This is a genomic window from Pantoea sp. UBA7232 (genome assembly GCF_002473195.1).
GTDB classification, from domain to species: Bacteria; Pseudomonadota; Gammaproteobacteria; order Enterobacterales; family Enterobacteriaceae; genus Pantoea; species Pantoea eucrina.
Genome location: NZ_DKTK01000002.1, coordinates 1 through 13096 on the forward strand (window position 1 = coordinate 1; position 13096 = coordinate 13096).

Annotated in this window: 10 protein-coding genes and 1 pseudogene; 5 read left to right on the forward strand and 6 right to left on the reverse strand. The window is 54.8% G+C overall.

All coding sequences use genetic code 11. The annotated features are described in order from the left end of the window. Positions 1 to 181: 181 nt before the first annotated feature. Entirely contained in the window at positions 182 to 379 is a 198-nt protein-coding gene (locus tag B4056_RS00325; RefSeq protein WP_039382914.1) for a hypothetical protein, read from the reverse strand. Positions 380 to 749: 370 nt separating this feature from the next. Here B4056_RS00325 and dbpA point away from each other — a divergent pair, with 370 nt between their 5' ends. The 3 genes from dbpA to B4056_RS00340 all read left to right on the forward strand — a co-directional run bounded on the left by dbpA (position 750) and on the right by B4056_RS00340 (position 5100). Further along, on the forward strand, positions 750 to 2129 hold the full coding sequence (dbpA, locus tag B4056_RS00330) for an ATP-dependent RNA helicase DbpA (protein ID WP_039382913.1): 1380 nt from the start codon (positions 750 to 752) through the stop codon (positions 2127 to 2129). Positions 2130 to 2270: 141 nt separating this feature from the next. Further along, the gene (locus B4056_RS00335; RefSeq protein ID WP_039382912.1) at positions 2271 to 3233 is read left to right on the forward strand and encodes a chemotaxis protein; all 963 of its coding nucleotides are present in this window, start codon (positions 2271 to 2273) and stop codon (positions 3231 to 3233) included. A 310-nt stretch (positions 3234 to 3543) separates the two neighbouring features. Further along, a complete protein-coding gene (locus tag B4056_RS00340) occupies positions 3544 to 5100 on the forward strand; it encodes a methyl-accepting chemotaxis protein (RefSeq protein ID WP_094111449.1) in 1557 nt (518 codons plus the stop codon). A gap of 41 nt (positions 5101 to 5141) precedes the next feature. On the opposite strand, the gene B4056_RS00345 is transcribed toward B4056_RS00340, so the two are convergent. The 4 genes from B4056_RS00345 to B4056_RS00360 form a co-directional block, all read right to left on the reverse strand. Then, positions 5142 to 6428, reverse strand: coding sequence for an HAAAP family serine/threonine permease (locus B4056_RS00345; protein WP_150034477.1), 1287 nt, complete (start codon positions 6426 to 6428; stop codon positions 5142 to 5144). A 351-nt stretch (positions 6429 to 6779) separates the two neighbouring features. Next, a complete protein-coding gene (locus B4056_RS00350; protein ID WP_071668494.1) occupies positions 6780 to 7775 on the reverse strand; it encodes a glycosyltransferase family 2 protein in 996 nt (331 codons plus the stop codon). Continuing rightward, positions 7772 to 9079, reverse strand: a complete 1308-nt coding sequence (locus B4056_RS00355; protein ID WP_150034476.1) for a flippase — start codon at positions 9077 to 9079, stop codon at positions 7772 to 7774. The genes B4056_RS00350 and B4056_RS00355 overlap by 4 nt, the downstream gene beginning before the upstream one ends. Positions 9080 to 9090: 11 nt before the next feature. Further along, positions 9091 to 10071, reverse strand: a complete 981-nt coding sequence (locus B4056_RS00360) for a glycosyltransferase family 2 protein (protein ID WP_288653436.1) — start codon at positions 10069 to 10071, stop codon at positions 9091 to 9093. A gap of 896 nt (positions 10072 to 10967) precedes the next feature. On the opposite strand from B4056_RS00360, the pseudogene B4056_RS00365 reads away from it, so the two are divergent. Both B4056_RS00365 and B4056_RS00370 read left to right on the forward strand, forming a co-directional pair. Next, a pseudogene (locus B4056_RS00365) lies at positions 10968 to 11326 on the forward strand (flagellin FliC); the annotation flags it as partial. 1233 nt (positions 11327 to 12559) lie between these two features. Further along, positions 12560 to 12865, forward strand: a complete 306-nt coding sequence (locus tag B4056_RS00370; RefSeq protein WP_288653461.1) for a flagellin — start codon at positions 12560 to 12562, stop codon at positions 12863 to 12865. 16 nt (positions 12866 to 12881) lie between these two features. Here the strand turns inward: B4056_RS00370 and B4056_RS00375 are convergent, their stop codons facing one another. Next, a complete protein-coding gene (locus B4056_RS00375) occupies positions 12882 to 13091 on the reverse strand; it encodes a hypothetical protein (RefSeq protein ID WP_039382899.1) in 210 nt (69 codons plus the stop codon). Positions 13092 to 13096 lie beyond the last annotated feature (5 nt).

Sequence of the window (13096 nt, forward strand, 5' to 3'; positions counted from 1 at the left end):
CCCGCCCCTTAGCCCGTCCGCATGCGGAGGTGCCGCTGAAACTGCCAGAAGCCTGGCGGACGGAACCCCTCCGGTGCCGCGCACAGCACCGCGCCGCTTAGCGCCCAGCCCAAAAACAAAAAAGCCTCCGGCTGGAGGCTTTTGTCTTACTAACCGGCGACACCCGCCGCTGCATAGCGTTTTACGACAACATCTGAATTGCCAGCGCGTAGAGGCGCTGATGATCATCGTCACTGACTGGCTCTTCTTCCGCATAACAGGCGATCATTGAGCTGACTTTATCAGAGGATAAAGCTTCTCCATGAAGGTGCAGCGTTAATACGGCGCGGCCGACGATTTTCAGAATGTCTTCGCTATGTCCCTGGAGACTATGACTCAATGAAATTGACCTCTGAAGTAAATTCGTTCGCCAAATGGCGCGCTCAATATAGATCAGAACAACAAGGGTTTTTAATAAGAATTTCCTTATGCTGCGTAATATATAAGCCTGACCCGGGGGAAATTTATCTTAAATTGCCGCTGAAAAACGCACTAAAAGCGTTAATCTCCTTATTTGCTGAGTGATTTTTATACGCCAAAGGATCGTTACGGATAATAACTTATTAAAACTTTGCAACAATAACCCCCCTGGTGCGGGACAGGCTTTTGTTCTCTCTCCGGCCGTATGCATCAGGCGAATTACCGTTGCTGCCCGCGTGGCTTTCTGCCAGACTGGCCGCGTTATCTTCCCTCCTATCTGAGACATCTTTGTGACTGCTTTTTCAACCCTGACGCAACTGCCCGCCAGCCAGCTCGACAACCTGCGCGATATGGGCTTTGATGCGATGACGCCTATCCAGGCAGCGTCGCTTCCCGCCATACTTGCCGGCCGCGATGTGCGTGCGCAGGCGAAGACCGGCAGCGGCAAAACCGCTGCGTTCGGTATCGGCCTGCTTAATCGTATCGACAACAGCCAGTTTCATACCCAGGCGCTGGTGCTCTGCCCGACGCGTGAACTGGCTGAACAGGTCAGCAATGTGCTGCGTCAGCTGGCACGTTTTACGCGCAATATTAAAATTCTCACGCTGTGTGGCGGCCAGCCGATGAGCGCACAGCGCGATTCGCTGGTGCATGCCCCGCACATCGTCGTCGGCACGCCAGGCCGACTGCTGGATCACCTTAAGCGCGACAATCTCGATCTCAGCCAGCTGCAGACGCTGGTGCTCGACGAAGCCGACCGCATGCTGGAGATGGGTTTCCGCGACGATATGGAAGCGATTATTGGCTTCACGCCCGCGGCACGGCAGACGCTGCTTTTCTCCGCCACCTGGCCTGACACCATTGCCAGCCTGAGCCAGCGCTTTCAGCGCGACGCGCTGGCGGTTGCAACGGAAACCGAAGCGGAGCTGCCTGCGATTGAGCAGCAGTTTATCGAAGCGAGCGCAGGCGAGCGCGTTAACCTGCTGTGCGCCCTGCTGAGTCAGCACCAGCCCGCCTCCTGCGTGGTGTTCTGCAACACCAAACGCGAGTGCGATGATATTGCCGCTGCGCTGAACGATCGCGATATCAGCGCGCTGGCGCTGCATGGCGATCTGGAGCAGCGCGATCGTGAGCGCGTGCTGATCCGCTTTGCCAACGGCAGCAGCCGCGTCCTGATCGCAACCGACGTAGCCGCACGCGGTCTGGATATCAAATCGCTGGCGCTGGTCGTCAACCTTGAGCTGGCGTGGGACCCGGAAGTGCACCTGCACCGCATTGGTCGCACCGGGCGAGCGGGTGAAAAAGGGCTCGCGGTGAGCTTTGTGGCACCTGACGGCATGGCTCGCGCCCATGCGCTGGAGGATTACCTGCAGCAGAAGCTTAACTGGGTGGCGGCCGCTACCTTAAAAGGCAGAGCGGCACAGGCGCTGCCTGCGGCCATGATGACGCTCTGTATTGATGGCGGACGCAAAGCAAAAATTCGTCCGGGTGATATCCTGGGCGCGCTGACCGGTGAAGCGGGCTTCAGCGCCGATCAGATCGGTAAAATTGACCTGACACCATCGCACGCCTATGTCGCTATTGCGGCAGCGCAGGCGAAAAAAGCGCTGATCAGGCTCAAAGAGGGCAAAATCAAAGGGAAAAGCGTGCGCGCGATTCTCCTGAAATAGTATGGCCATAGCGTGAGGGCGATCGCGCCCTTGCGCTAAATCTTCCCCTTCTCCCTTCATTTTTCGCGCGCCCTGCCGATAAGTTAATCATGGCACTTCCGCCCTCTCCCTGCTCCGCCCAGATTCTGTCCCGAGGCCATGATGGATAATTTTCAGAAAGAGATCGACGAACGCGCAAACCTGGCGCTGTCCAACAAATTTGAACTGCTGCTGTTTCGGCTGGGTTCCGATCGGCTGAAAGGCAAATCTGAGCTGTATGGCATCAACGTGTTCAAGCTGCGCGAAATTGTGCCGATGCCGGCGATTACGCGCGCGGCCGGTATGAACTCGCCGCTGCTGGGTATGGCCAGTATCCGGGGGCAGTTTATTCCGGTTATCGATCTGCCGGCCGTAACCGGCTGCAAGCCGGAAACCGGTCTGAATCTGCTGCTGGTTACCGAATATGCGCGCAGTACCCAGGCGTTCGCGGTGGAGTCGGTAGAGAATATTGTGCGTCTCGACTGGAGTCAGGTGCATACCGCAGAAGCGGGGATCAGCAGCCGCAATATCACCAGTATCGCCTGTCTTGACAGCGATGGCGAAAGCAACAATCTGGCGCTGGTACTCGACGTAGAGCAGATCCTCTATGACATTATTCCTTCGGTGCGCGGCGTTGAGCCTGACGCTAAGACCGCGAAAAACTTTAACCTGAAGCCGGGCGCAGTCGCTATCGTGGCGGAAGATTCTAAAGTGGCCCGCCAGCTGCTCGAACAGGGACTGAAAAGCATGGGTATTCCGGCCCTGATGCACAATACCGGCCTGGAAGCGTGGATAAAAATCAACGAAATGAAGAAAGAAGCGCAGGCCAGCGGCGAATCGATTCACGATAAAATCGCCCTGGTTCTGACCGATCTGGAGATGCCGGAGATGGATGGCTTCACGCTGACGCGTAATATCAAGCGTGATGACACACTGCGCCATATACCGGTCGTCATCCACTCTTCGCTTTCCGGCAGCGCCAATGAAGATCACGTGCGTAAAGTGGGCGCCGATGGTTATGTGGCAAAATTCGAGATCAATGAGCTCTCCAGTGCCATTTTCAGCGTGCTGGAAAAACAGCGCTAAATCCGCCCTGTTCCCCCTTCCCTTTAAGGCGCGACTATCGCGCCTTTTTTATTGCGGCTATTCCTTCCGCCCTGAAACAGTACCGCTTATTTACCATCATTTAGTACTGCTAACCGATCTTCGCTGCCGCGCGCAAAAATTAAAGTAAATATATTAGTTACCGATAACTGTTGCGCCTGCGCTGGCGTTTTCAGGGGTAACCTGCGCAGACAGATTTCCATTTTTCTTTTAAAAACAGTCTTTCGCAGCAAATTAATCATTTGCTGACGCATCCTATTACTGTCTGATTTCTGGCAAACAGGGAGAACCAATGTTGAGCATCAAGAATATGAAAGTCGGGGTACGCCTGGGCATCGCCTTTGGCCTGGTCGTGGCCCTGTTAATGGTGGTGGGCGTTACGTCGTGGCTGAAAATCAGCAATATTAAAACCGGCATTACCTCCATTGTAGAAGATCGTTTTGTTAAGGTTCGCCTCGGCTTCGACGTGCGCGATGGCGTGAATGACCAGATAAAATATCTGCGCGGTATCGTGATTGATACCACCCGACCGGAAAATAACGTTAAACGCTTTGCTCAGCTTGCGGATGCGACGGCGCAGACCAACAGCGCGATGAAAAAAATTGAGGCCATTCAGGTTACGCCGGTAGGTAAAAAGAAAATTGCCGGATTACTTGCCGCCAGCAAACTGTTTGAACAGCAAAAAAATGATGTGCTGGCGCTGGTGCGGGACGGCAAGACAGATGAAGCCAGCAACTACGTGCTGAAGAAGATCACCCAGACGCAAAACACCTTTTTGCTCAGCGCGGCCGCTTTTGCCGACTCTCAGGCCAGCCAGCTGCATCAGGAGGGAGTAGGCATTATCAAAGATGGCACCACGGCGATTCAGGTTTCGGTGATTTTCACGGCTATCGCCATCGCCGCCGCCGCGCTGCTGGGCCTGCTGCTGACCCGCTCTATCGTGCGTCCGCTTAATGAAGCCGTCGCCGTCGCCAGCAAAGTGGCCGCCGGCGATCTCAGCTCGCGCATAACGGTACGCAGTAAAGATGAAACCGGCGTGCTGATGCAGGCGCTGCAGACCATGAACGACAATCTGATGACCATCGTCTCTAACGTGCGCGCCGGCTCCGATACCATCGCCGTCGCCTCTAATCAGATCTCCAGCGGCAATATCGATCTCTCTTCGCGCACCGAGCAGCAGGCGAGCTCGCTGGAAGAGACCGCTTCCGCGATGGAGCAGATGACCGCGACCGTGAAGCACAACGCCGATAACGCGCGCGAAGCAAACTCGCTGGTCTCAAAAACCTCTGAGGTGGCTAAAGAGGGTGGCGTGGTGATGGAGCAGGTTATTGATAAAATGGAGGCGATTACTTACTCCTCGAAGAAGATTGTCGATATTATCAGCGTCATCGACTCTATCGCTTTCCAGACCAATATTCTGTCGCTTAACGCCGCCGTTGAGGCAGCGCGTGCCGGCGAACAGGGACGCGGCTTTGCCGTGGTGGCATCGGAAGTGCGTAACCTGGCCCAGCGCTCCGCCTCTGCCGCTAAAGAGATTAAAGTCCTGATTGAAGATTCCGTGACCAAAGTTGATGAAGGCAGCCGCCTGGTGACGCACGCCGGATCTACCATAAGTGAAGTCGTCAGCAGCGTGCAGAGCGTGGCTGAGATTATGAGCGAAATTACCATTGCCAGCAGCGAACAGAGCAGCGGCATTGGTGAGATTAATCAGGCTATTACGCAGATGGAAGCGGTGACGCAGCAGAATGCCTCGCTGGTGCAGGAAGCATCTGCCGCCTCGCAGGCGCTGCAGGAGCAGGCCGATCGGCTGGCGCAGTCGATGAGCGTGTTTAAAACCGCGCTGGCGTAATGCCCACGGCCGGGCCGCCGGTGACGGCGACCCGGCTGCGGTCAGTTGAACAGCGACCAGGCGACAGAAGAGATCGCCAGCACTCCAATAATCACCACAAAGAGGTTGCTGATTTTCCCGCTGTACTGGCGCATTGCCGGCACTTTCTGAATCGCATACATCGGCATCAAAAACAGGATTGCCGCGATAACCGGCCCGCCCAGCGTTTCAATCATGCCAAGAATACTGGGGTTCAGCGTGGCCACCAGCCAGGTGGTCAGCAGCATAAACAGCGTGGTCAGCCGGTTCAGCTTCTGCGGCGCGATCGCTTTACCCCGGCTGCGCAGCGATTTGGTGACGATGCCGTTAAAGCCTTCGCGCGCCCCCAGGTAGTGACCCAGGAACGATTTCGTGATCGCCACTATCGCGACAATCGGACCCAGCCAGGCGATCATCGGCACCTGAAAATGGTTAGCCAGATAAGAAAGAATGGTAATGTTCTGCGCTTTGGCCGCCTGCAGATCGGCTGGCGACAGGCTCAGCACGCAGCTGAACACAAAAAACATCACCGTGACCACCATCATCAGATGCGCGCTGGCCAGTATGCGCGAGCAGCGTTTTTCCGCACCGGCGCCATATTCGTCGCGTTTTGCGACGGCAAAAGACGAGATAATCGGCGAATGGTTAAATGAAAAAACCATCACCGGAATGGCCAGCCACAGCGTCATCCACAGATTGCCGCTGCCCGTTGCCTCGCTAAACGACAGCGTCTGCAGCGCGGCGCCGTGCCAGTGCGGAACCAGCCAGGCGGCCAGCAGCATCAGGACGGCAACAAACGGAAAGACCAGAATACTCATCGCCTTCACGATCATCTGCTCGCCGAAGCGCACGATAATCATCATGCCGCTAATCAGCAGCAGCGACAGCAGCGCGCGCGGCGGCGACACCAGGCCAAGCTGATGCACAATAAAACTGTCTACGGTATTGGTGATGGCCACGCTGTACATCAGCAGAATGGGATAGATAGCAAAAAAGTAGAGCAGCGTGATGATTTTGCCCGCCCCGCTGCCAAAATGCTCTTCCACCACGTCAGTGATATCTTCGCCCGGATTTTTACCCGAGAGGACGAAACGGGTCAGCGCGCGGTGCGCATAGAAGGTCATCGGGAACGCCAGCAGGGCCATGATCAGCAGCGGCAGCAGCCCGCCCGCGCCGGCGTTAATCGGCAGAAACAGCACTCCGGCACCAATCGCCGTACCATACAGACCCAGCATCCACACCGTGTCACTCTTGCTCCAGCCCCTGGCCGCTCTGGCGGTTGCCAGCGTGCTGGTTTGTGAGTTGTTCATCACTCTCTCCAGAATCATCATCATTGCAGCCGGTTTCCGGCTCTCTGTTCACGGTCAGCCGCTGCGGGCTGCCGTTTAACCGCGCTCATGCTATACGTTTTTGTCACCGTGCGGGGGTCACAACGCAAGATACGCGTCACAAAAGCAGCAAAAATGCGCAGGCTGGTAAATTTATGCTTTAAAAATGCACAAAACCGGCGCGCAATCGATTGCCTAACGTTATTTGACCTGAGTCACAAAAATTGTGCAAGTGAAGGTAGTAACGGGTGAGTAAAAGCAGCGGTCTCTCCCGGCTGCTGCCCTCTTCTGCCAGAGACAGAGATCGGAGGGCAACGCCGGGAGGGTCAGGGATCAGAATGCGCGCATTCTGTATAACGCATAGAGGAAATAGTACGCTGTGAGTGAGTTCAGATTCATAATCATGTACTTCAGTTTTTCATTTTTATTCAGCAGCGTGAAAATACCTTTCGAGTATTTTCCGCGCTTTATCTGTTCTATTTCTGTTGCGATATCTGCCGGTGAAAAGGACGCGTGATACATCGCAGTGACAATCTGCATATCCAGCGCCAGCACGCGCTTTGAGATCCCTTTCAGGAAGTGATCTAGCTCGCTGGCCTGATATTTATCGACGATGGTGTCATACAGCGCGGTCAGCGACTGCTTACGCACCTTTAATTCACTGTACTGTACCTTCTGCTTGGAGAGCGAGCCGCTGGTATCTTCATAGTGATAGGCCGCGTTAGGCGTAATCAGGAAGTTGCTGATGCAGCTAAAATATTTCAGGTTAAACAGCAGATCTTCACTCATTGAGATCCCCTCAAGAAAACGCAGGTTCAGGGATTCAATAATTTCCCGGCGGTAGCATTTATTATGCAGATAGCCGATGTTGTCGCTGATCTCCAGCTCGCCCAGCACATAAGGGATATCGTGCTGGCTGAAAAAGCCCGCCTGCGAAACCTTGCCAATGCGATCGTCATTCAGGTGGCCAACCATCAGGTCTACGGTTTCAGCCGGCCAGGCGTTGAGATTCTGCTTAAAACTCATCAGGAAATTGTCATCGACCCAGTCGTCGGCGTCCAGGAAGAGCACGTAGTCGCCACGCGCCTTTAACAGCCCGGTATTGCGCGCAGCGCTGACGCCGGCGTTGATCTGCTCCAGCACGGTTATCTGCGGATAACAGGCAAACTCAGACAGAATCTGCGCGCTGTTATCGCGGCTGCCGTCGTTAACCACCACCACTTCATAACTGCTGAACGTCTGGTTCAAAACGCTCAGCAGCGTGCGCCGGATGGTATTTTGTGAGTTATAAACGGGAATGATGATACTGAAGAGCGGATTGTCATTCATGATAAACTCTCTTTGCTGTCTGAGGTTTTGTAATTGCTAAATAACTGCCATAGCTTTCTGGGGTTGAAAAAAACCTGGTGGATCCGCGCCACGGGTTGCGCGGTGAAAAAATAATTAAGCAGGGAGAAGGAGACGAATTCGGTGATCACCACGCTCAGTGCGGCACCGGTCAGGCCGTAATGCGGCACCAGCAGCAGTGAAGAGATCAGGCAGATAACCAGCACCGCGAAGGTCTTTTTGATCAGGAAGCGGTAGCCGTTATATTTCACAATGAAGCGGTCCATCACGCTGCTCAGCACACCGCACATCGCGCCCACGCTCAGCAACAGCGTCGGGGCTACCGCATCCAGATAGGCAGCACCATAAAAATGGCCAATAAACCAGCCTGACAGCAGCCAGATCGCCACAATCACCAGCGCGGAGACGCCAATCACCAGCAGATGCAGCTGCTGCGCTTTAACGATCGCCCGCTCGCGGTTGCGCTCGGCAAAGAAAGCGGGATAAAACGACGCCAGCAGCGCGGCCGGTAAAAATACCCACGCCGTGGAGAGCGTCAGCGCCACAGAGAAAATGCCCGCCTCTTTTACGCCGAGGAAGTAAGAGACGCTTACCTGGTTGACGCGCGTATAGATGCCGACCGCAATGGCCGAGATCACCAGCGACATGCCTGATGCCACCATATAGCGCGAATATTGCTTCAGCTGACGCAGTGCCGGCAGCGGTTCATGGCGGTGCTGGCGCGTAAAGAGCGCGAGCTTAATGACAAACGGAATAAAGGTGGCGAGCACAATCGGGATCGCCAGGTAGTGCGGATCCAGCTCCAGCCAGGAGATAAGGAATCGCACCGAGAGGCTGATCGCCAGCCCGATAACGTTAGCGATCACATTGAGACGGGCATTGAGCATCGCCTCGTTGTAGATGTTAACCAGATCGAGCGCCGAGAAAAGGCAGGCCAGCGCAGCGGCACAGATAAAGACCACCGCATCCGGGCTCCACTCCGCTTTCATGATCAGCATGCCGCTGATTGCCAGGACGCTGTAGACGCCCAGCACCAGCAGGCCGGCAGCCATCATCAGACGAATACCCGAACGGTGATTCTGCGCAATGCGCTTCAGCAATATGACATCGCTGCCCATTACCGCGATGCTCTGCAAAAACTGAAAAATCAGCATTGAGAGTGAGATAATGCCGAAGGTGGTCGGGCCGACATATTTGGCGACGTAAGAGGTCACAAAAATCAGGCCAAACACGGCGATCAGCTTTTCAGCGATCATCCACATTGAGTTTCTGAGTTTCTCTTTCATTCCGGTTCCCCTTACGCTTTACGCGCCAGGCGGCGCAGCTGTGAAACGCCGCGCGGGCTGACAAAAAAGAGGGTGAAATAGAGGCTCCAGGGATTCAGCATCGGGCCGGACGAGAGATAAGCGCGGAAACTGCGGCGATACAGCGCGATATAATCTTCAATAAAGGCACCGCTGAATTCACGGCTGTTGAGCCCTTTGCTGATATAGGAAGAGGTGACCTTGAGCACGAGATGGTAGTAGTAGCGATGGTGCTGCCGGGTCATAAACGCCTTCATCCGGCCAAACGAACGCGCAAAGGAGAAGTGTTTTTCCCGCAGCGCCGAACGGGTGGCGGAGTTGTCCGACTTTACGTAGTGGTAGACCACGCGTTCGGTGACGATTACCTGCTGGTTCTGCAGCAGATAGAGGTAGTTCATCACAAACAGCAGATCTTCGAAGTTGAAGATCTCCTCGTTAAAGCGCAGCTGATGCTGCCGGATAACGTCCGCGCGAAATACCTTGTCGCAGATGCCGTGACGGGGATGGAAATAGAGCACGTCGTTGACCGCTGCCGCCGCGCTCATCTGCCGCGATGCGTCACGGTTGGCAGGCTGATCCAGCGGCTCACCGGCAGGCGTAAAATGCTGCGACTCGCCGATACACATGCCGATATTTTCCTGCATCAGCCCAGCCCAGGTGGCAAAGGCGTCGTGCGGCAAAAAATCATCAGCGTCTAAAAAACAGATAAATTTACCGCGTGCGCTGCGCAGCCCCTGATTACGTGCCGCAGAGACGCCCATATTGGACTGTTCAATGATGTGAAACTGCGGATGGTGCGCAAACCGCTCAAGAATGGCCTGCGACGTATCCGTTGAGCCATCATTGATAAAAATCGCTTCAAAGCGCATTTCCGTCTGCTGCAGCAGACTATTAATGCTTCTTTCCAGATAAGTAGCCGCGTTATACACCGGCACAATGACGCTCAGTAACACGTCGTTTACGGGATTTTGCATGAGACCTCAGAACTCGTTTTGTCAGTATTAATAAGGCGAACGCAGCGGCGTTAAACATTGCCGTTCAGATAACGCGCGTGCCTGATGGCATATTCCTGCGTCCGGCTTAACTGTATTCCGGATTTTTTTCGGAGTTTCCTCAGTAAGGAATTCAATTAAATAAATGAACACTCAATGTAATAATAAGAATTTCGCCAGCGCTGCACGCCAGAACTATTTATTATTCGTTTGTAAATGCATACCGCTGACGACGCGCAGCTGCCTGCGATTCACCCTGCAATCCGGCTGGATGGCGGACAAAGAGTGGCGGCTTTAGCGTTAGCTTCAGCTGGACATCATTCTTTATCAATAAGTTATCAGCGACTGACCTGCCGCACTCTGCGGCGCGACGTCGCGCAAATCGTTTTACCGACTTTTCAGCGGCCTTAACGTAACGTGTGGCAACATTAATGATATGTGCTGTGCGCCCTGCTCTTTTATTATTCCGCTGCGTCTGTTGCGCCGCGTGAGAAGCAGGAGGCGTTAATCCAGTATGGCTATCGCAGCCATACTGCAATGGGCTTCAGGCCCTTAAAATGCGATCTGTTTCAAAACTTTAAACGGCATTCTCTCCGCTGAACAAGCCAGGGTCAATGGGGAGGCCAGGAAAACAGAATTTACGCAGCGATCCTGTCATTAATTAAAATGCAGATTGATTAGCTTTAATAAAGGAATATTACGCTGACTGATAAGATAAACGCGTAAAGGTCACCAGGATTAATATCAGTAAAAAAAGATCGCGATTCCGCTGTAAATCACAGGACCGCAGCGCTACAGCGACTTAGGTCAAATAATGGTTAAAATAAAATCACTTTCTGCCGATAACGCTATCAACAGAACAACCGGTGAGCCAGTAAATGATTTCCCTGCAAACCAACCTTTCTGCCCTCAACGCGGTGCAGAACACAAACAAAAGCCAGCCAGCGCTGGGAACAGCGATACGTAATCTCTCTTCCGGGATGCGTATCAATAGCGCAAGTGATGATGCGGCAGGCAGGCGATAGCCAACCGGATGCAGAGTCAGCAGCGCGGTTTGCAGCAGGCGCAGCGCAACGCAGGCGATGGGCTGTCGCTGGTAAATACCACTGCCGGCGCTCTGGATGAGATCAATAACCGCGTTCAGCGGATCCGGCAGCTGGCGGTACAGGGACTGAACGGTACCCTTTCGCAGAGTGACGCCGACTCCATTCAGGGAGAGATCAACCTTAACCTGAAAGAGATCGACCGTCTGAACAGCACGGCTGCGTTTAATGGCATCAAAACGCTCGACGGCAGCGCCGGACAAATCGGTTTCCAGGTTGGTGCCAACGATCGTGAAAAGATTATGCTGGACCTTTCCGCGCCGGGCTTTAGCGTCGGCGCGCTGGGATTGAAAGATCTGGTGATTGGTGGCATCAGCGGCAAAGTGACGCCGGTTAACCGCGTGACCGGCCTTGCCACCAATATGAATTTCACCAATCCGGCTATTACTGTGACCTATACGCCTTCGTCAGGTGCGCCGCAGCTGATGCGCAGCAGCGCGGATAACCGGCAGTATGTGCAGAGCACCGGCGCTGACGGCAAGCCGGTATACTATCTGGCGGCGGTAAGCGCCCGCTGGGACACCGCTAACGCCGCCGGAACGGTGGCCATCAGCCGCGCCACATCCGCCCCGCTCTACAGCAGCGTAAACACCATAGCGGCGCGTGCTATTCCGGCCGTTAATTTTCAGCAATCGGATGGCACTGCGCTTGCCGCTACGCCCGCCGCGCATCTGACCGTTGATAACGGCAGCTATTATGTTGAGCAAGGCGGTCTCTATCACGCTGCCACGCTGGACTTTGGCAGCAGCGGAAATGTTATTGCGCAGGTCACCAGCGCCCCGACAAAAAGCAGCGCCGATTTTGCTACCCTGCCAGCCGCTGTGACGCAGACGCCGGCGATCAATACCGGCAGCGCCACGCTCAGCTTTACGGATGCCAGCGGAAATAGCGTGAGTAATGCGCGGCTGCTGCAGAGCGGTTCACAGTACGTGATGGAAGTTGATAACGGCGGCGGTAATTATCAATATTTTAACGCAGCGGTGGCCGCACATACTGACGAGAACGGCAGCAGCTCGCTGGCTATCAGCGCGGTCAGCAGCAGCGCTATCAACAGTTTTAGCAGCGTAAATAGCGTAACCGGTACGGCTTACGTCACGCTGGACCCGGCAAACGTTGAGTTGCGCTATACCGACGTCTCAGGCCAGAGCGCCAGCGACGTGCTGCGACTGGACGCTGACGGCAACTACTATATGGACGCGCCGGATATCGGCATTGATAAAACAGCGACCTTTGTGACCCACGACAGCAGCGGCAGTATCATGCTGAAAACGCTGCAGGGCACCGGTGATATTCAGATCTATTTTCAGGCGGGCATCTCTTCAACCACTGATGCCTCAACCAATCTGACGACGATGCGTGTTTCAGAGATGGGCGATGAGATCCGCCTGAAGCACCCGGACGATCCGCTGGCAACGCTGGATCGCGTCCTGGCGCTGATTGACAGCCGGCGCAGCCAGCTGGGTGCGATTGCCAACCGGCTGGAGTCGGCGCAGCGGCTGCAGAGCCAGAGCACAACCGATTACGCAACAGCCCGCTCGCGTATTGAAGACGCTGACTATGCGCAGGAAGTGTCAGCGATGGCGCGTCAGCAAATTCTGCAGCAGGCCGGTAACTCCGTGCTGGCAAAGGCGCAGCAGGAACCGCAGCAGGTGCTTAAGCTGCTGCAGGGGTAAGGGGCAACCGCCCCTTTTACTCGTCAGCCGGGGCGATACTGATAATATCGAACTTCGCCACGCCATCTACGCCGGTGCCGGGAGTTTTCATCATCGCAAGATCCTGCAGCACCGCTTCATGCGCCTCTTCATCTGAAGGCTCATTTTCGCTCTCCAGTATCACCTCTTCGCGCTTTTTAACGTCGCCATCCTGATGTTCATAGGTCACTTTGTATCGGGTACTCATTGCGC